This is a genomic window from Nocardioides sp. Soil796 (genome assembly GCF_001429525.1).
Lineage (GTDB): Bacteria > Actinomycetota > Actinomycetes > Propionibacteriales > Nocardioidaceae > Nocardioides.
Genome location: NZ_LMSQ01000019.1, coordinates 122,706 through 141,338 on the forward strand (window position 1 = coordinate 122,706; position 18,633 = coordinate 141,338).

Annotated in this window: 14 protein-coding genes; 6 read left to right on the plus strand and 8 right to left on the minus strand. The window is 69.4% G+C overall.

Annotated features, from left to right (window positions below; genetic code table 11):
* Nucleotides 1–110: 110 nt before the first annotated feature.
* Nucleotides 111–1,217, plus strand: a complete 1,107-nt coding sequence (locus ASH02_RS17865; protein ID WP_082563610.1) for a glycosyltransferase — start codon at nucleotides 111–113, stop codon at nucleotides 1,215–1,217.
* A gap of 102 nt (nucleotides 1,218–1,319) precedes the next feature.
* Complete coding sequence (locus ASH02_RS17870) at nucleotides 1,320–2,504, plus strand: YibE/F family protein (protein ID WP_235530187.1); 1,185 nt, start codon at nucleotides 1,320–1,322, stop codon at nucleotides 2,502–2,504.
* Nucleotides 2,505–2,673: 169 nt separating this feature from the next.
* Here ASH02_RS17870 and ASH02_RS17875 read toward each other — a convergent pair whose 3' ends face one another.
* The 3 genes from ASH02_RS17875 to ASH02_RS17885 are packed head-to-tail and all read right to left on the minus strand — an operon-like array spanning nucleotide 2,674 to nucleotide 6,223.
* Nucleotides 2,674–3,450, minus strand: coding sequence for a succinate dehydrogenase/fumarate reductase iron-sulfur subunit (locus ASH02_RS17875; RefSeq protein WP_056678840.1), 777 nt, complete (start codon nucleotides 3,448–3,450; stop codon nucleotides 2,674–2,676).
* Nucleotides 3,447–5,396, minus strand: coding sequence for a fumarate reductase/succinate dehydrogenase flavoprotein subunit (locus ASH02_RS17880; protein WP_235532526.1), 1,950 nt, complete (start codon nucleotides 5,394–5,396; stop codon nucleotides 3,447–3,449). The genes ASH02_RS17875 and ASH02_RS17880 overlap by 4 nt, the downstream gene beginning before the upstream one ends.
* Complete coding sequence (locus ASH02_RS17885) at nucleotides 5,396–6,223, minus strand: hypothetical protein (RefSeq protein ID WP_235530185.1); 828 nt, start codon at nucleotides 6,221–6,223, stop codon at nucleotides 5,396–5,398. The genes ASH02_RS17880 and ASH02_RS17885 overlap by 1 nt, the downstream gene beginning before the upstream one ends.
* A 150-nt stretch (nucleotides 6,224–6,373) precedes the next feature.
* Here ASH02_RS17885 and ASH02_RS17890 point away from each other — a divergent pair, with 150 nt between their 5' ends.
* The 4 genes from ASH02_RS17890 (at nucleotide 6,374) to ASH02_RS17905 (ending at nucleotide 10,863) form a co-directional block, all read left to right on the plus strand.
* On the plus strand, nucleotides 6,374–7,075 hold the full coding sequence (locus tag ASH02_RS17890; RefSeq protein ID WP_056678843.1) for a succinate dehydrogenase cytochrome b subunit: 702 nt from the start codon (nucleotides 6,374–6,376) through the stop codon (nucleotides 7,073–7,075).
* 15 nt (nucleotides 7,076–7,090) lie between these two features.
* Complete coding sequence (locus tag ASH02_RS17895; protein WP_082563613.1) at nucleotides 7,091–9,145, plus strand: fumarate reductase/succinate dehydrogenase flavoprotein subunit; 2,055 nt, start codon at nucleotides 7,091–7,093, stop codon at nucleotides 9,143–9,145.
* A gap of 26 nt (nucleotides 9,146–9,171) precedes the next feature.
* Nucleotides 9,172–9,915, plus strand: coding sequence for a succinate dehydrogenase/fumarate reductase iron-sulfur subunit (locus tag ASH02_RS17900; protein ID WP_056678846.1), 744 nt, complete (start codon nucleotides 9,172–9,174; stop codon nucleotides 9,913–9,915).
* Nucleotides 9,916–10,281: 366 nt separating this feature from the next.
* Nucleotides 10,282–10,863 carry a hypothetical protein gene (locus ASH02_RS17905; RefSeq protein ID WP_056678849.1) on the plus strand — a complete coding sequence of 194 codons (582 nt, stop codon included), beginning with the start codon at nucleotides 10,282–10,284 and terminating at the stop codon, nucleotides 10,861–10,863.
* Nucleotides 10,864–10,922: 59 nt separating this feature from the next.
* Here ASH02_RS17905 and ASH02_RS17910 read toward each other — a convergent pair whose 3' ends face one another.
* From ASH02_RS17910 to ASH02_RS17930, 5 genes are all read right to left on the minus strand, one after another.
* A complete protein-coding gene (locus tag ASH02_RS17910; protein ID WP_056678852.1) occupies nucleotides 10,923–11,981 on the minus strand; it encodes a YihY/virulence factor BrkB family protein in 1,059 nt (352 codons plus the stop codon).
* A gap of 4 nt (nucleotides 11,982–11,985) precedes the next feature.
* The gene (locus tag ASH02_RS17915) at nucleotides 11,986–12,507 is read right to left on the minus strand and encodes a 2'-5' RNA ligase family protein (RefSeq protein WP_056678855.1); all 522 of its coding nucleotides are present in this window, start codon (nucleotides 12,505–12,507) and stop codon (nucleotides 11,986–11,988) included.
* 9 nt (nucleotides 12,508–12,516) lie between these two features.
* Complete coding sequence (trpS, locus tag ASH02_RS17920; RefSeq protein WP_056678858.1) at nucleotides 12,517–13,578, minus strand: tryptophan--tRNA ligase; 1,062 nt, start codon at nucleotides 13,576–13,578, stop codon at nucleotides 12,517–12,519.
* A gap of 12 nt (nucleotides 13,579–13,590) precedes the next feature.
* The gene (locus ASH02_RS17925) at nucleotides 13,591–14,838 is read right to left on the minus strand and encodes an MFS transporter (RefSeq protein ID WP_082563614.1); all 1,248 of its coding nucleotides are present in this window, start codon (nucleotides 14,836–14,838) and stop codon (nucleotides 13,591–13,593) included.
* A 208-nt stretch (nucleotides 14,839–15,046) separates the two neighbouring features.
* A complete protein-coding gene (locus tag ASH02_RS17930; RefSeq protein ID WP_056678861.1) occupies nucleotides 15,047–18,619 on the minus strand; it encodes an ATP-binding cassette domain-containing protein in 3,573 nt (1,190 codons plus the stop codon).
* Between the last annotated feature and the right edge of the window lie 14 nt (nucleotides 18,620–18,633).

Below are 18,633 nucleotides of genomic sequence, written 5' to 3' on the forward strand. Positions count from 1 at the left end.
ATGTGAGATCTCCCATCAACTGGACAGTAACTGCCCTCGGGTACCTGGCCGACGTCCGCAGGCCACCCCGTGTTCGCGTCGCGTTGTCCAGGACCGGTCACGATCGACCCATGGAACCTCAGCGGATCTCCATCGTCACCGAGTCGTTCTACCCCGCCGTGGACGGCACGACGCGCACCACCAAGCAGGTGGTGGACCGGCTGGTCGACCTCGGTCACCAGGTTCAGATCATCGCGCCCGGCCCCGGGCTGGCCACCTACCGCTCGTCGCCGGTGGCCCGGATCCGCCCCCTCGACAAGCCCGGTCGCCAGGTGGCCGCCGCGCTCGCCGGCTTCGGCCCCGACCTGGTGCACGGGGCCTCCCCGGGCATCCTCGGCCGCAAGGCGCTCAAGCACGCCCAGCTCCAGGACCGGCCGACCATCGTCGTGCAGCAGTCGCCGGTGCCGGCCCTCACCGCGGAGCACTGGCTGCGTACCGTCCACGCCCGCGCCGACCAGGTGGTCGTGACCTGCGAGTGGATGCGCGCCCGCCTCGGCGTGCTCGGCGTCGAGGCCCCGGTGTGGGCGCCGGGCGTCGACGTGGCCGCGTGGAGTCCCACCCTGCGCGACTCCTACCTGCACGACCGCTGGTCGCGCCGCACGGTCGAGCCGGTCCCCCGGGTGGTCGTCGGGTACGTCGGCAGCCTGCACAAGCGCCACGGCGTACGCCGACTGGCCGAGCTGGCCTCCCTGCCCGGGATCCGGCTGGTCGTCATCGGCGACGGACCGCAACGCCACTGGCTGGAGACCCACCTGCCCGACGCGAAGTTCACCGGCGCCGTCGAGCCCGGCGACCTGGTCACCGCAATGGCTTCCCTCGACGTGCTGGTGCACCCCGGGGAGTTCGAGACCTGTTCCCACGCGTTGCGCGAGGCGGCCGCGTCCGGCGTACCGCTCGTCGCCCCTCGTTCCGGTGGCGCCCTCGACGTGCTGCGCCACCTCGAGACCGGCCTGTTCCACGACCCCACCTCCGCCACCGGATTCCGTGAGGCCGTCGCCAGCCTCGCCGCCGACACCCGACGCGGCCTGCTGGGAGCCCGTGGCCGCGAGCTCGCGGTGCAGCGCAGCTGGGTCGACGCGGTCGACGAGCTGCTGGCCGAGCAGTACGGGTGGTCTCGAGACGGTCGCCGCGCGACCTCCTCGACCAACGGGCGTGGGAGGGGCGTCCGCGTCGCCTGACCTGCACTCGGGCAGGATTCAGCCATGGCCGGTGCACACAGCTCTCACTCGAAACGCAGCTCCGGACCCGGACACGGGCACGGGCACTCGCACGGTGGCCCGGTGCCGGACGTCGCGGTGGGGGTGCTCCCCCGGCTGCTGCTCCTGGGCCTGCTCGGACTCGTGGCCCTGGGCACCGTGGCCGGGCTCTTCGCCCTGTGGCCCGGGGACGGCGACCGCCCCGAGGCCGTGCAGTACTCCGCGGCCGGCACCACGTTCCCGCAGGCGACGGTGGTCTCGGTCAGCGACCCGTGCCCCGTCATCGTGGCCGACCCCTCGTTGCCACCCGGCGAGAACGAGTCGTTCCCCGAGCACTGCAACGAGCTGACCGCCTCGGTCGACGGCGCCGACGTCGTGATCCAGGTGCCGCCGTACGTCGCGAAGTCCGGCCTCGAGAAGGGCGACAAGGTCAAGCTGGCCAAGACCCCGAGGGAGGGTGCCGAACCGACGTACGGCTGGGTCGGTGCCGAGCGCAACTTCCCGCTGGGCGCGATGGCGCTGGCCTTCGTGCTCGTGGTCGCGATCGTGGCCAGGCTGCGCGGAGTGATGGCCCTGCTCGGCCTGGTCTTCGCCGGGTTCGTGGTCGCCAAGTTCATGCTGCCCGCACTGCTCGAAGGCGGTTCCGGGATCGGGGTCGCGCTGGTCGGCTCGAGCGCGATCATGTTCGTCGTCCTCTACCTGACCCACGGGGTGTCGATCCGCACCAGCACCGCCCTGGCCGGCACGTTGAGCGGCATCGCGATCATCACGCTGCTCGGCCTGTGGGGCGTCGATGCGGCCCGGCTGAGCGGCGTCGCCGACGAGACGAACGCATACCTCATGCTCAACGCACCGGACTTGAACTTCCAGGGGCTGCTGACCTGCGCCGTGATCATCGCCGGCCTCGGCGTGCTCAACGACGTGACGATCACGCAGTCGTCCGCGGTGTGGGAGCTGCGGGCCGCGGCACCCGGCATGACGCGGACGCAGCTGTTCACCAGCGGCATGCGGATCGGCCGCGACCACATCGCCTCCACGATCTACACGATCGTGTTCGCCTACGCCGGCACGGCGCTGGCGGTGCTGATGCTGCTCTCGCTCTACGACCGGCCGCTGATGGACACGTTGTACGACGAGAGCATCGCCGCCGAGGTGGTCCGCACCCTGGCCTCGGCAATCGGTCTCGTGCTGGCCGTGCCCGCGACCACGGCGATCGCCGCGCTGACCGTGTCAGGCCCGGTCGACTCCGAGCCTGTTGAGCCCGGCTAGAGGGAAATGCTGATCAGGACAGTCGCCGTACGACGGCCGCGGAGCCCGGCTGGCTGCCCCAGGTCCGGGAGCCGGACACACCGGCTCGTTCCTCGCCGGCACTCGACCAACGAAGTGGGTTTCGGTGGTCGAGTAGCGAGCGTCAGCGAGCGTATCGAGACCCAACCCCTCAGGGCTCGACGCGGCCGTCGTTGTCCTTGTTGCGGAGGCCGATCTTGTCGCCCAGCCACACCAGCGGGTCGAACTTGCGGTCGACGACGCGCTCCTTCATCGGGATGATCGCGTTGTCGGTGATCTTGATGCCCTCGGGGCAGACCTCGGTGCAGCACTTGGTGATGTTGCACATGCCGATGCCGGCCGCCTCCTGGGCGAGGGCCCGCCGGTCGTGGGTGTCGAGCGGGTGCATGTCGAGCTCGGCGTACCGGAGGAAGAACCGCGGCCCGGCGAAGGCCTGCTTGTTGTCCTCGTGGTCACGAATGACGTGGCAGGTGTCCTGGCACAGGAAGCACTCGATGCACTTGCGGAACTCCTGGCCGCGCTCGACGTCGACCTGCATCATGCGGCGCTTGTTGTCTGCGTCGCGCGGGCCGAGCTCGACGCCGGGCAGCTCGCGGGCCTTCTCGTAGTTGAACGAGACGTCGGTGACCAGGTCGCGGATCACCGGGAACGCCCGCATCGGGGTGACCGTGATCGTCTCGGACTCGTCGAAGTCGGAGAGCCGGGTCATGCACATCAGCCGGGGGCGGCCGTTGATCTCGGCGCTGCAGGACCCGCACTTGCCGGCCTTGCAGTTCCACCGGACGGCGAGGTCGCCGGCCTGGGTCGCCTGCAGCCGGTGGATCGCGTCGAGCACGACCTCGCCGGTCTCGACGGAGACCGTGTAGTCCCCGAGGTCGCCGCCGCCGCTGTCGCCGCGCCACACGCGCATCTTGAGGTCGTAGCTCATGACTGCTTCCCTTCCTCGGGGGTCTCGACAGGTTCGACCGACGGAGCTTTGGGCTCCCCGGCAGCTGGCGGCTCCTCGAAGAACGTCCGCAGCTCTGCGGGCATCTCCGGCAACGGCTTCTCGTGCAGGTCGACCCCGGAACCGTCGGCGTCGAGCGTCACCACCAGGTTCTTCGTGCCCCACACGGGGTCGGGTCCGGGAAAGTCGTCGCGGGTGTGTCCGCCGCGGGACTCCTCCCTTGCCAGGGCCGCCTTGGCGATGGACTCGCTGACCAGCAGCATGTTGCGCAGGTCGAGCGAGAGGTGCCAGCCAGGGTTGTACTGGCGGTGTCCTTCGACGACCATCCGGCTGGCCCGCTGCTTGAACTCCTCGATCGCGCCGAGCGAGGCGCTCAGCTCCTCGGCGGTGCGGATGATGCCGACGAGGTCGTTCATCGACTGCTGCAGGTCGTGCTGGATGGTGTAGGGGTTCTCCCCGCCTCCCTGGGCGTCGGCGGCGACGTCGAACGGCGCCAGGGCGCTGGCCTCCGCGGCCTTCACGTCGACCGGGTCGATCGCGGGTGGTGCGCTGGCCGTCGAGACGGCGTACGCCGCAGCGCTCTCGCCGGCGCGCCGGCCGAAGACCAGCAGGTCGGAGAGCGAGTTGCCGCCGAGCCGGTTCGACCCGTGCATGCCACCGGAGCACTCGCCCACGGCGTACAGGCCGGTGACGGCGCTCAGCTCGGTGTCGGCGTCGACCTCCACACCGCCCATCACGTAGTGGCAGGTGGGCCCGATCTCCATCGGCTCTGCCGTGATGTCGACGTCGGCCAGCTCCTTGAACTGGTGGTACATCGACGGGAGCCGGCGGCGGATGAACTCAGGGCTGCGCCGCGACGCGATGTCGAGGTAGATGCCACCGTGCGGGGTGCCGCGGCCGGCCTTGATCTCGGAGTTGATCGCGCGGGCCACCTCGTCGCGTGGCAGGAGCTCGGGTGGGCGCCGGTTGTTCTTCTTGTCGTCGTACCAGCGATCGGCCTCCTCGATCGTGTCGGCCGTCTCCGCCCTGAAGAACTCGGGGATGTAGTCGAACATGAAGCGGGTGCCCTCGGAGTTCTTGAGGATGCCGCCGTCGCCGCGGACCGACTCGGTGACCAGCAGGCCCTTCACCGACGGCGGCCAGACCATGCCGGTCGGGTGGAACTGCACGAACTCCATGTTGATCAGGCTGGCGCCGGCCCGCAGCGCCAGGGCGTGGCCGTCGCCGGTGTACTCCCAGGAGTTCGAGGTGACCTTGAACGACTTGCCGATGCCCCCGGTCGCGAGGACCACGCTGGGTGCCTCGAAGGTGACGAAGCGGCCGGTCTCGCGCCAGTAGCCGAAGGCCCCGGCGACCCGGTCGCCGTCCTTGAGGATGTCGGTGACGGTGCACTCCATGAACACCTCGATGCCGAGGGCCACCGCTCGCTGCTGGAGGGTGCGGATCATCTCGAGGCCGGTGCGGTCCCCGACGTGCGCCAGGCGCGCGTACTTGTGGCCGCCGAAGTCGCGCTGGGAGATCAGCCCGTCGTCGGTGCGGTCGAAGAGTGCGCCCCAGTCCTCGAGCTCCATCACCCGCTCGGGTGCCTCCTGCGCGTGCAGCTGGGCCATCCGCCAGTTGTTGAGCATCTTGCCGCCGCGCATGGTGTCGCGGAAGTGCACCTGCCAGTTGTCGTCGGGGTAGACGTTGCCCATCGACGCGGCGATGCCGCCCTCGGCCATCACGGTGTGGGCCTTGCCGAGCAGCGACTTGCACACGATCGCCACCCTGGCGCCGGCGTCGTGGGCCGCGATGGCCGCCCGCAGCCCGGCGCCGCCCGCGCCGAGCACCACCACGTCGAAGGTGTGGTGCTCCATCCCCCCTCGGGAACTGCCCGACATCTCGTTGCCGGTCATCGGGTGCCGCGTTCCCTCGTGTGCCGAGCCCATCAGAAGAACCTCACGTCGTCGATCGTCCCGGTCGCCAGCAGGTAGACGTAGAGGTCCACCAGCGCGACCGAGAAGAGGGAGTACCACGCGAACTTCGCGTGACTGCCGTTCAACCGGGACACCCAGGTCCACAGCTTGTAGCGCACCGGATGCTTCGAGAAATGTCTCAACCGGCCGCCGACCGCGTGGCGGCACGAGTGGCACGACAGGGTGTAGAGCCAGATCAGCGCGACGTTCACGATCATCAGCAGGGTGCCGAGGCCCATGTGGCCCCACTCGTGGTCCTCGTTGCGGAACGCGAGCACCGTGTCGTAGGTGAGGACGACGGCGACCACCATGGCGGCGTACCAGAACCAACGGTGCAGGTTGTTGAGGATCAGCGGCAGCCGGGTCTCGCCGGAGTAGGACTTGTGCGGCTCGGCGACGGCGCACGCGGGCGGCGAGAGCCAGAACGCCCGGTAGTAGGCCTTGCGGTAGTAGTAGCAGGTCATCCGGAAGCCGAGCGGGAAGATCAGGATGATCAGGGCGGCCGAGAGCGGGAACGCCCGGAACGGCTGGCCGAAGTCGGACGCACCGTCGACGCAGTCACCCAGGCAGGGAGAGTAGAACGGCGAGAGGTACGGCGAGGCGTAGTAGTCGGAGCCCATGAACGCCCGCCAGGTGGCGTAGATGACGAACGCGGTGAACACGATGAACGTGGCCAGCGGGGCGAGCCACCATCTGTCCTCGCGCAGTGTCTTCTCTTCGATACGCGCCCTGGTGGGCCCAGTCACCCCTGCGTCGGTCGACGCCATCGCCACCTCCGAGTTCATGTTCTGAATGACCATGGCAGGAAGTCGCGTCGAGTGGAAGGGGCCGCGCGCAAAGAACGAACCGACCCGGCAAAAGTTCCAACCCACGAGTAACGGGGGGAATCTCACACCCGGTTAGGGCGGCCTCAACTCCCATGGCCCGATCTGGAGCGGTACCGTGCCACCGTGGCAATCCCGACTCTAGTAAAAGGCAGCCGGTCGACGCGATCGACGATCGCACTGAAGCTCCTGATGGCCGTCACCGGCCTGGTCTTCATCGGCTACGTGCTGCTGCACATGTACGGCAACCTCAAGGTCTTCGCCGGCCAGGAAGCCTTTGACGAGTACGCGCACCACTTGCGGACCTTCGGGGAGCCGATGCTCCCGCACGAGGGACTGCTGTGGATCATCCGCGCAGTACTCCTGCTGTCGATCATCGGCCACGCCTACGCGGCCTTCACGCTCTGGGGCCGTGCCAACAGGGCGCGCACCCAGAAGTACGTCGTGAAGAAGGCCGTCGCAGCGACGCTCAGCTCGAAGATGATGCGTTGGGGCGGGGTGACGCTGCTGCTGTTCGTGATCTTCCACCTGCTGCACTTCACGACCCGCACCATCAACGTCAACGGCGACAAGGACTCGCCGTACGAGCGCGTGGTGAGCTCGTTCCAGCCCGAGATGTGGTGGGTCACCGTGATCTACCTGCTCGCCATGGGCGCCCTGGCCATGCACCTGCGCCACGGCGTGTGGAGTGCCTGCCAGACCCTCGGCCTGACCAACAACGCCAAGAGCCGTGCCCGCGCGAACTTCGCCGGTGTATTCCTCGCAGTGGTGATCGCCGGCGGCTTCGCCCTGGTGCCGCTGTCCATCCTCCTCGGCATCGTCGACTAAGGACTGATCGCACAAATGACTGACTCTCATTCCGAGTTCTCCTCCGACGTCGACTCGCACGCGGACGCTCCCACGATCGACCCGGACCTGATCGACGACGCGATCGACTACTACACGCCGGGCGAGCCGATCGTCGACGCCAAGGCACCGACCGGCCCGATCGACCAGCGCTGGAGCACGCGCAAGTTCGAGGCCCGCCTGGTCAACCCGTCCAACCGTCGCAAGCTCGACGTGATCATCGTCGGCACCGGTCTGGCCGGCGCCTCGGCCGCGGCCACACTCGGCGAGGCCGGCTACAACGTGAAGTCCTTCTGCTACCAGGACTCCCCGCGTCGCGCGCACTCGATCGCGGCCCAGGGCGGCATCAACGCGGCCAAGAACTACAAGGAGGACGGCGACTCGGTCCACCGTCTCTTCTACGACACCGTCAAGGGCGGCGACTACCGCTCGCGCGAGTCGAACGTCTACCGCCTCGCCGAGGTCAGCACCAACATCATCGACCAGTGCGTCGCCCAGGGCGTCCCGTTCGCCCGCGAGTACGGCGGCCTGCTCGACAACCGCTCGTTCGGTGGCGTCCAGGTCTCCCGCACGTTCTACGCGCGCGGACAGACCGGACAGCAGCTGCTGATCGGCGCCTACCAGGCCCTCGAGCGCCAGGTTGCCGCCGGCACCGTCACGACGTACACCCGGCACGAGATGCTCGAGGTCATCGTCGCGGAGGACGAGGCCGGTCAGAGCCGGGCCCGCGGCATCATCGTGCGCGACATGGTGACCGGCGAGATCGAGACCCACCTCGCCGACGTCGTCGTACTCGCCTCCGGCGGCTACGGCAACGTCTTCTACCTGTCGACCAACGCGATGGGCTGCAACGTCACCGCCGCGTGGCGGGCACACCGCAAGGGCGCCTACATGGCCAACCCCTGCTACACGCAGATCCACCCGACCTGCATCCCGGTCTCGGGCCCGCACCAGTCGAAGCTGACCCTGATGTCGGAGTCGCTGCGCAACGACGGCCGGATCTGGGTCCCGAAGAACAAGGCCGACTGCGCCAAGGACCCGCGCGAGATCCCCGAGGAGGACCGCGACTACTACCTGGAGCGGATCTACCCGAGCTTCGGCAACCTGGTCCCCCGCGACATCGCCTCCCGCGCCGCGAAGTACCAGTGCGACGACGGCCGTGGTGTCGGTCCTGAGGTGGAGGGCGTACGCCGTGGCGTCTACCTCGACTTCGCCGACGCGATCGGCCGACTCGGCCGTGACGCGGTCGAGGAGAAGTACGGCAACCTCTTCGACATGTACGCCCGGATCACCGGCGAGGACCCGTACGAGACCCCGATGCGGATCTACCCGGCCGTGCACTACGTCATGGGCGGCCTGTGGGTCGACTACGACCTGCAGAGCTCGATCCCGGGCCTGTTCGTGACCGGCGAGGCGAACTTCTCCGACCACGGCGCCAACCGTCTCGGTGCCTCCGCACTGATGCAGGGCCTGGCCGACGGGTACTTCGTGCTCCCGCACACGATCCGCGACTACCTTGCCGACGGACCCTTCGAGAAGCTCGAGGAGTCGCACCCGGCCGTGGTCGAGGCGAAGGCCGCGGTGGAGGAGCGGATCAACCACTTCCTCACCGTGGGCGGCACCCGGAGCGTCGACTCCTACCACCGCGAGCTCGGCCACATCATGTGGGAGTACTGCGGCATGGAGCGGACCGAGGACGGCCTGAAGAAGGCGATCGACCTCATCCGCACCCTGAAGGACGACTTCTACCGCAACGTGAAGGTGCTCGGCACCGCCGACAGCCTCAACCAGAGCCTCGAGAAGGCCGGCCGGGTGGCCGACTTCATCGAGCTCGGTGAGCTGATGTGCATCGACGCGCTGAACCGCCGCGAATCCTGTGGTGGACACTTCCGTGCCGAGAGCCAGACCGAGGACGGCGAGGCGCTGCGTCACGACGACGCGTTCGCCTACGTCGCGGCCTGGGAGTTCGTCGCGGACGGCGAGAAGCCGATCCTGCACAAGGAAGACCTGACCTACACCGCCATCGAGATGAAGCAGCGGAGCTACAAGTGAGCGCGCCAGACGGAACGAAGACCGGTATGAAGCTGACCCTGAACATCTGGCGCCAGCCCGACGCCACGTCCCCCGGCAAGATGCACACCTATCAGGTCGAGGACGTCTCGGAGGACATGTCGTTCCTCGAGATGCTCGACGTGCTCAACGAGCAGCTCAACGCTGCCGGCGAGGACCCGGTCGCGTTCGACTCGGACTGTCGCGAGGGCATCTGCGGCATGTGTGGCCTGATGATCAACGGCCAGGCGCACGGACCCGTCACCACCACGACCTGCCAGCTGCACATGCGGTCGTTCAAGGACGGCGAGACGATCACCATCGAGCCGTGGCGTGCCGACGCGTTCCCGGTGCTCAAGGACCTCGTCGTCGACCGTGGCGCGTTCGACCGGATCATCCAGCAGGGTGGCTACATCTCGGTGAACACGGGTTCCGCACCCGAGGCGCACTCGGTCCAGGTGCCCAAGGAGGACGCGGACCGCGCGTTCGACATGGCCACCTGCATCGGCTGTGGCGCCTGCGTGGCCGCGTGCCCGAACGGCTCGGCCTCCCTGTTCATGGGTGCCAAGATCACCCACCTCGGCCAGCTCCCCCAGGGCCAGGCCGAGCGCGACAAGCGCGTCGTGAACATGGTCGCCCAGCACGACCACGAGGGCTTCGGTGGCTGCACCAACATCGGTGAGTGCACGTCGGCCTGCCCCAAGGAGATCCCGCTCGACGTGATCTCCCAGCTCAACAAGGACCTGCGCACCGCGATGAAGCACGGTCGCTGAGCAGTTCAGCATCGATCAACCAGGGCCATCCGGATCTCCGGATGGCCCTGTGTTGTCTACGGGCTCCGTGCTGTCTACGGGCCTTGTGCTGTCTGCCTGTTCGCGGGCCACTCGCGCGCGAGGGCATGCCGGTCTCCTACTACGTCTGCCGGGCCGATTGGCTCCTTCTGTCATGCGTAGTTGAGGCCAATCGGCCCATCAGACCGAGTGCACGCCCGACTGCTCCGGGGCCGAGCAGACCGCCGGCGCCGGTGTCGGTGTCGGTGTGGCTGTCGGTGGCCATGCCTAGCGTGTCGGGCCATGACAGCAGACGACGACTCGGCAACACCCCACGCATCCGAAAAAGCTTCAGATTCCGATGCCGTGATGATCAGCGAGCGGGAAGCAACGACGATGCTGGGTGCACTCGGCCTCGCCCGGGAGCCGGCCCGGCGCGCCCTCAAGGCCGGTCTGGCAGGAGACGCCCTGCGACTGCGGGGAAGCCTGCTCTATCGCGCTGCGGCCGTTCAGGCGCTCGTGCGGCCGCCCGTCCCCGAGTCCGCGCTACCGGCGGAGCTGCAGCAGGGATGCTTCGTCGCCCGCATCGACCCGTCGCGTGTTTCCGGACTCGTCACGGACTCCGAACGACGGGCGGCAGTCTGTGATGGGTGGCGGGTCTCTGCCATCACCCGGCTCTTCTTCCGGCTGCGCGCACAGCGTGTGGACCCGATGCCGTTCCTCGCCACGGTGAGTGGCTTCGTCGTGGTCGGAGGACTGGTCACGGCGGCCGTTCCGCACCGTGACGTGGCCGGAGCCGAGAGGACCCGGTTCTCCCTGGACCCACCGGGTCCGTGGTACCCCAGCCTGCACGGGCGGCTCGTCCCCACGCCCCCTGGCGGGCCATGGACGTTGATCCCTACGGCCGCAGGAGCCCTTCCCTGGCTCGGGTCGTCCCTGCCCGCCGGCTGAGCAACCTCGGGAGGCGGTGAGGGCGGCGGGGGTCGTGGGGCCGCGGGGGATCTGACGACTCAGCCCCGCTTGCGACGCACCACACCGATCACGGCGAGCATGGATCCCGCACCGGCGGCGAAGGCGGCCTTGGGACTGCGCACGAAGGACCTGGACCCGGTGGGTACGACGAACTGCCCGATGGGTCCCTCGGCCGCAGCCTCGATGGCCTCCTGCTCGCGGGCCTGGGCCTCCCTGATGGTCCGCGCTGCCGTCGAGGTGTAGGCCCAGGCGGCGGCGTACATGACGACTCGCGAGAAGTAGTTGATCCAGACCACCAGGATCAGCGCGATCCCGAACGCCTGGAACGCCGGCTGCGACTTGGTCGAGGCGATCAGGAACGTCGAGAGCTGCTTGAGCACCTCGAACCCGAGCGCACCGAGCAGGGCCCCGGACCACAGCGAGGGGCGCGGGACCTCCGGGTCCGCGAGCAGCTTGAAGATCGCGAAGAACAGCACCATGCTCGCGCCCACCCCGACCGCCACCGAGATCACCTGCAGCAACGGCGCGAGGCCGACACCGAGACCCACCAGATCCAGCAACTCCCTGGAGAACCGGGCGATCACACTCGAGACCGCCACGCTGAGGATCATCACCAGGCCGATCAGGGCGAGCGAGACGAGGTCGCGGAGCTTGCCGACGACGAAGTTCGGCTGTTCTCGCTGCGGCGTCTCGAACATCACCAACAGTGCCTCACGCATGCCGGACAACCAGCCGAGTCCGGCGTACAGCACACCGGCCAGACCGATCAGCCCGACGGCACCGGCCGAGTCCTGGATCGCCTTCAGCGAGATCTGGCCGTCGGCGTTGCCGATCATGCCGGGCAGCACACCGGTCAGGGCGTCGGTGAGGTTGTCCTGCGCGTCGGGGTAGACCTTCGCGACGTAGCCGACCACGAAGAACGCCAGGGCCAGGATCGGGAAGAAGGACAGGAACGCGAAGTAGGTCACCGCACCGGCCTGAAGGTTGCCCTTGACGTTGCCGAAGTGCTCCACCATCCGCATCAGGTGGTCGAAGATCGGACGTCGGGCCCGGAGTCGGGTGATGCGCTCGTCGAGGCGTTCTTTCAGTGAAGGCACGCGTTCAGGCGATCACGGCGGAGCCGCCCAGCGCAAACGATCTGTCCACCTGCCAGCCGATCTTGTCGTCGTGCACGTAGAGATGGAACTCGTCCGCGGGGAAGCGGCACTCGAAGCCGGCCAGCTCGGTGAACGCACGATCCAGCGTCTGGTCGTCGAGGTGGTGGGCGATCGTCACGTGCGGGTGGTAGGGGAACTCGAGCTCGCTGGCCAGCGGGCCACGGCGTACGGCGAACGCCAGCTGCTCGCACGCGGAGATGCCTTCCACGACACCGACGAAGACCACGGGAGACACCGGACGGAACGACCCGGTCCCGCGCAGGTGCACGGTGAACGGGGCCGCGGACCCGGCCACCGAGCGCAGGTGGTCCTCGACCAGGTCGAGGTCGTTGCACTCTGTCGGCGGCACCAGCGTGATGTGCGTCGGGATCATCGTGGCCGTGGCGTCGCCGATGGAGGTTCGGTAGTCCTGCAGCTGGGTGGCCCAGGGCTCCGGGATGGCGATCGCAACACCAATGGTCGACACGGAACGACCCTAACGCCTGCCGGGTGCCACGAAGCCCACCCGTTCATAGACGTCGGCGAGGGTCTTCTCCGCGACCGCGGACGCCTTCTCGGCACCCGAGGCGAGCACGTCGCTGAGGGTGTCCTTGTCCTCGAGCAGCTCGAGGGTCCGGTCCCGGAACGGCGTCACGAACTCGACCACGACGTCGGCCAGGTCCTTCTTGAAGTCGCCGTACCCCTTGCCGTCGTACGACCCCGCGATGTCGTCGATCGCGCGACCGGTCAGGGCCGAGTAGATCGTGAGCAGGTTGGAGACGCCCGGCTTCTCCTCGACGTCGAAGCGCACCTCCGACCCGGAGTCGGTGACCGCGGAGCGGATCTTCTTCGCGCTCACCTTGGGGTCGTCGAGCAGGTCGATGATGCCGCTGGGCGAGGACGCCGACTTCGACATCTTCGAGACCGGGTCCTGGAGGTCGGTGATCTTCGCGGTCGCCTTGAGGATGTAGGGCTCGGGCAGCCGGAACGTCTTCTTGTAGCGGTGGTTGAACCGCTGGGCGAGGTCGCGGGTCAGCTCGAGGTGCTGGCGCTGGTCCTCGCCGACCGGCACGTAGTGCGGCCGGTAGAGCAGGATGTCGGCGGCCTGGAGGATCGGGTAGGTGAACAGCCCGACGGACGCGGCGCCCTCTCCCCCCTTGGCTGACTTGTCCTTGAACTGGGTCATCCGTCGGGCCTCACCGAAGCCGGTCAGGCACTGCAGCACCCAGCTGAGCTGCGAGTGGGCGGGCACCTGGCTCTGGATGAAGATCGCCGCACGGGACGGGTCGATGCCCATCGCGATCAGCTGGGCGGCCGCACGAAGACACCGCTCACGCAGCACCTTCGGGTCCTGCTCCAACGTGATCGCGTGCTGGTCGGCGATGAAGAAGAACGGCTCGTAGTTCTCCTGCAGGTCCACCCACTGGCGCAGGGCACCGAGGTAGTTGCCGAAGTGGAACGAGTCAGCGGTGGGCTGGATGCCGGAGAGAACCCGCGGGCGAGCAGTGCCCGTCCCGGCGCCGGCCACAGCAACCTGAGGGGTGGTCGAGGTGGACATGCGGGCATTCTGTCAGGACTGCGGCAGTGCCTCGACGTGACCCTCGCGGCGGTGCAGGACGAGCGAGACCACCAGCACGACGAACCCGGCAACCGACAGCGCCACACCGACCAGCGCGGGCGAGCGATAGCCCCACCCGGCGGCGATGACCAGGCCGCCGAGCCAGGCGCCCAACGCGTTGGCCACGTTGAGCGAGGCGTGGTTCATCGCGGCACCGAGGGTCTGGGCGTCACCGGCCACCTCCATCAGCCGCAGCTGCAGGTTGACCACCAGCACCGAGCTGATCGCGGAGATCGCGAACGCGAACGGCAGGGCCCACCAGCCGTACGGCGTGACCGCGGCGAACAGCAGCAGCACCACACCCATGCCGAGGGCGGAGCCGAGCAGCGAGCCGAAGACCGACCAGTCGGCGAGCTCGCCGGCCAGCCAGGTCCCGAACGTCATGCCCAGGCCGAACATCAACAGGAAGATCGGCACCGCCGACTCGCGGAGCTCCCCCACCTCGGTGATCGTCGGCGAGATGTAGGAGTAGACCGCAAACATGCCGCCGAAGCCGACCGCACCGGCCAGCAGGGTCAGCCAGACCTGGACCCGGGAGAACGCCGCGAGCTCGCGCCGTCCGCTCGCCCCGGGGTCGGCCGGGATCGAGGGCACCGAGGCCAGGATCATCGAGATCGTCACGACGCCGAGCACGGAGACCGCGACGTACGCCGAGCGCCAGCCGAGGTTCTGCCCCATCCAGGTGGCCGCGGGCACCCCGATCACGTTGGCGATCGAGAGTCCGAGCATCACCAGGGCAACCGCGCGGCCCTTGCGGCCGGGGGCGGCCAGCTGGGCGGCGACCAGGGAGGCTACTCCGAAGTACGCGCCGTGCGGGAGCCCGGAGAGGAAGCGGGCCGCGGTCAGCAGCTCGTAGTTGGACGCCAGGGCGCTGAGCCCGTTGCCGATCGCGAAGGCAACCATCAGCGAGACCAGCAGCGCCCGACGCGGCAGCCTGGCACCGAAGAACGCCAGCAGCGGCGCGCCCACCACGACACCCAGGGCGTACGCCGAGATGACGTGGCCGCTGGTCGGGATGCTGACGTCGACGCCGTCGGCGATCTGCGGCAGCAGGCCCATCGTGACGAACTCGGTGGTGCCGATCGCGAACCCGCCCATGGCCAGGGCGAGCACGGCCAACCCGAAGTGGGTCGACGTCTCGGAGGACCGGGTCGGGGTGCGGGGTTCGGCGGCGGGGCGCTCTGTGGCTGGCATGCTCATCGCATTCTCCAACCGGCTCACGCCGACCGCCTATTCCGTGTCGCTGGGCACACACGCCACCACTACCACCGTTGGTTGAGGAGGTCGCGCCAGCGACCGTCTCGAAACCACGCTCAGCCCGCCAAGTGGTTGATCGTTGGTTGAGGAGGTCGCCCCAGCGACCGTCTCGAAACCGCCCGTGGTTGAGGTGGCCGTCTCGAAACCACGCTCACCCGGCCAGGTGACCCCACCGTGGAGCGAGCTCGCTCCACGGTCCGACCGCGGCGACCTCGCCGTCGACCAGCACGACCACCCGGTCGGCACGCGAGAGCGCGGCACGCTTGGCGGTCGCGCCGATCACCGTGGCCCCGCGGTCGCGCAGCGCCTGCCAGAGCTCGACCTCGGTGCTGGCGTCGAGCGCGCTGGAGACGTCGTCGGCGAGCATCAGCTCGGCGTCGGTGGCCAGGGCGCGGGCCAGGGCCAGACGCTGCACCTGTCCGCCGGAGAGCCGGACACCTCGGTGACCGACCAGGGCGTCCTTGCCGCCGGCCTCCTCGATGTCGGAGCCGAGCCGCGCCACCCCGACCGGGGCGTCGAAGGCGCGCTGGTGGCCGAGTCGCACGTTCTCGTCGAAGGTGCCCGACAGCACCCGCGGCACCTGGGCCACGTGGGAGACCTGGCCGGGGCGCAGGAACCTCTCCGGGTCGTCGACGTCGCGGTCGTTCCAGAGGATCTCGCCGCGATGCCCGATCAGCCCGGCCAATGCGGCGAGCAGGCTCGACTTGCCCGAGCCGACCTGACCGACCAGCAGCACCAGTTCTCCGGCCTCGACGGTGAGGTCGACCCCGGAGACACCGAGCGTGCCGTCGTCGTGCAAGGCCGAGAACCCCCGCAGCTCGAGCTGTTGCAGAGGAACCCGGCTCGACGGAGCGGGCTCGGGTGCGGCACCGGAGACGAGGTCGACGCCGGGCGGCAGGTCCATCAGGTCGACACCACCAGCGAACCGGCTGGTCTCGACCTGCCAGGCGCGGGTGCCCGGGGCCTCGGTGACGACCATGCCGGCGACGCGGCCGAACCAGTCGAAGCCGGCCACGGCGTTCGCGACGAGGAGCGCGGTGGCCAGGCTCCAGCCGCCGCCGAAGTAGATCGCCCAGGCGGTGACCACACCGCACTGCACCATCACGATCGGCACGCCGTCGAGGAACGCCTGGACCCGGTGCTCCTTCACCGCGGCGTTGACGCGTCCGGCGTCGACGTCGCGCAGGTGTCGGTGCACCGACGGGGTCGCTGCGGCGAGCTTGACGGTGCGGGCCGACTCGAGCGCCGAGACCAGCGCACGGCCGAACCGGGCGCGGGCCGCGGACGCCTCGGCTGCGGAGCGTCCGGCGATCGGCCGGCCGATCGAGGAGGCCAGGGCCGAGGTGACCATCACCGCGAGCAGCACGGCACCGGCCACCCATGTGCCGGCCAGCAGCGCGGTGAAGGCGGCGATCAGCATGCCGTTGATGAAGTCGACCCAGCGGTCGGCGTAGCGGGCGTAGCGGTCGGCGTCCATGGAACGCGCGACCACCTCACCGGGAGGCGTACGCACGAGGCGCTCCTGGGCGGTCTGGCCGTGCAGCACCGACATGCGGGTGCGCAGCATGACCTCGATCCACCAGCGCGGGTAGCGCCAGAACGCGTCGGCCAGCATGAACGGCATCGCCAGCAGGCAGGCGACCAGCGCCACGCTGAGCAGCCCGGGGGTGTCGCCGTCCTGGAGGTCCTCGACGATGTGGCCCCAGACCAGGCCGGTCACGGCTCCCTGGGCGCCGATCACCGACACCATGAGGAACAGCACGGCCCCGGCGATGCCCCAGGACGGGCGCACCAGCAGCGCGTGGAAGATGCCCTTGGCCAGCGACGGTCCGTTGCCGACCTCGCGCACCGGGGGCGGCGTACCGGTGCGGCGTCGGCCACCGACTGCGGCGGCCTCGGCGGCGCTCTGGGCCGCGTGGTCGAGGGTGGAGTGCTCGACCGGCGCGGGGGCGTCGTCGTCCTCGTGGTCGACCAGGTGCTGGATGCGGCTGTCGTGCAGCAGGTCGCGGAACGCCCCGGGCTCGAGGGCCAGGGTGGCGCGGAGCCCGTCCTGCACGACGCGACCGTGGTCGAGCACCGCCACGTGGGGTGCCCGCTCGATGGTGCTGAGCCGGTGCGCGATCAGCACGCCGGTGCGCCCGCGCAGCAGCCGGTCGGCGGCGGCGACGACGCGGTGCTCGGTGAGGGGGTCCATGCGGGCGGTCGCCTCGTCGAGTACGACGACGCGCACGTTGCGGATCAACAACCGGGCGAAGGCGACCAGCTGCTCCTCCCCCGCCGACAGCGAGGTGCCGCCCGGGCCGAGCAGGGTGTCGAGGCCAGCGGGGAGGCCCGCGACCCAGTCGTCGAGGCCGAGCTCGGCGACCGCACGCTCGATCTCGTCACGGGAGGTGTCGCCGAAGAGCGTGATGTTCTCGGCGAGGGTGCCGGCCAGGATCTCGGTGCGCTGGGTGACCACGCCGACCGCGGAGCGCAGCTGCTGGAGGTCGAGGTCGAGAACGTCGACGCCGCCGAGCAGCACCGCACCGCGCGGCGGCTCGACCGCACGCGAGATCAGCGAGGCCAGCGTCGACTTGCCCGAGCCGGTGCGGCCGACCAGCGCGATCGTGTCGCCGGCCGGGAGGAACAGGTTGATGTCGCGCAGGGCGAAGGTGCCCTCGTCGTACGCGAAGGTGAGCCCGCGGATCTCGAGCTCGAGCCGGTCGGCGGACGGGAGCGGCCGGCCACCTTCGGGCTCGGGCTCGGAGGCCAGCATCTGGCGCAGCCGGATGACGGCACCGAGGCCGGCCTGGAGGTCGGGCAGGTGGTTGGCCAGCATCGCGATCTGGCCGACGAAGGTCGACGTGACCAGGAAGAGGGTGACCAGCTTGGCGACGGACAGGTCGCCGTTGCCGGCCAGGGCGATGCCCGCGACGCCGATGCCGGCGAGGAGGGCGTGCAGCAACAGGCCGGCGCGCAGGGCCAGCCGGCGCTCGATGTCGAGCACCGCCCGGAACTTCGTGTGGACGGCGGAGGAGAGCTTGGCGACGCGTGCGATGACGTGGGCCTGGCCGAGGCTGGTGCGCAGGTCGTCGCGCCCGGCGATGCCCTCCTCGAGTGCGGCGGCGTGGTCGGTCCACGCCATCTCCTCGATCACCTTGCGACGGGAGATCTCGCCCAACAGTGGCTTGATCGCGAACCAGGTGACCACCCCGAGTGCCGGGAACAGCAGCCACGAAGGCCACCAGGTCACACCGGCCACGATCCACATCGGCACCACCCCGAAGACGGTGCGGGCGAACATCCACAGCTGCCAGCGCACGAGGTTGCCGACCTCGTGGGTGTCGTCGTCGACCCGGTCGAGGATCTCGCCCACGGCCTGCTCGGAGAGGGTGGCCAGCGGCTGGCGCATGGCCGCGCTGAGCAGGTCTTCACGGAGCCGGCCCTCGGCGCGGTCGGAGAGCCCGACCCACACGATCTTGCCGAACGTGTCGATGATCGAGGCCCCGATCACGCACGCCGCCAGCAGCCACACCAGGCCGCTCGTCGGGTGCTCGGCGAGCCGGCCGATGACGACCGTTCCGAAGGTGGTGGAGATCGCCGCGATGGCCGCGCACACCAGTGCCGCGGCGGCGATCGGCGACTTCATGCGACGCCAGTCGACCCGCCGCGCCCCGTCGACGGGTGCGGGTCGCGACGGGGCGACGGGCGGCCGGTCGGGGGCGGTGGTGAGGGTCTCGGTCATGACCTGTCGAGACT

Excerpts from the sequence above, each read along its gene's own strand:
- ASH02_RS17900 (WP_056678846.1), top strand. The coding sequence starts at position 9,172 with ATGAAGCTGACCCTGAACATCTGGCGCCAGCCCGACGCCACGTCCCCC.
- ASH02_RS17925 (WP_082563614.1), bottom strand. The coding sequence starts at position 14,838 with ATGAGCATGCCAGCCACAGAGCGCCCCGCCGCCGAACCCCGCACCCCG.
- ASH02_RS17905 (WP_056678849.1), top strand. The coding sequence starts at position 10,282 with ATGATCAGCGAGCGGGAAGCAACGACGATGCTGGGTGCACTCGGCCTC.
- ASH02_RS17885 (WP_235530185.1), bottom strand. The coding sequence starts at position 6,223 with ATGGTCATTCAGAACATGAACTCGGAGGTGGCGATGGCGTCGACCGAC.
- ASH02_RS17930 (WP_056678861.1), bottom strand. The coding sequence starts at position 18,619 with ATGACCGAGACCCTCACCACCGCCCCCGACCGGCCGCCCGTCGCCCCG.
- ASH02_RS17875 (WP_056678840.1), bottom strand. The coding sequence starts at position 3,450 with ATGAGCTACGACCTCAAGATGCGCGTGTGGCGCGGCGACAGCGGCGGC.
- ASH02_RS17880 (WP_235532526.1), bottom strand. The coding sequence starts at position 5,396 with ATGGGCTCGGCACACGAGGGAACGCGGCACCCGATGACCGGCAACGAG.
- ASH02_RS17865 (WP_082563610.1), top strand. The coding sequence starts at position 111 with ATGGAACCTCAGCGGATCTCCATCGTCACCGAGTCGTTCTACCCCGCC.
- trpS (WP_056678858.1), bottom strand. The coding sequence starts at position 13,578 with ATGTCCACCTCGACCACCCCTCAGGTTGCTGTGGCCGGCGCCGGGACG.
- ASH02_RS17895 (WP_082563613.1), top strand. The coding sequence starts at position 7,091 with ATGACTGACTCTCATTCCGAGTTCTCCTCCGACGTCGACTCGCACGCG.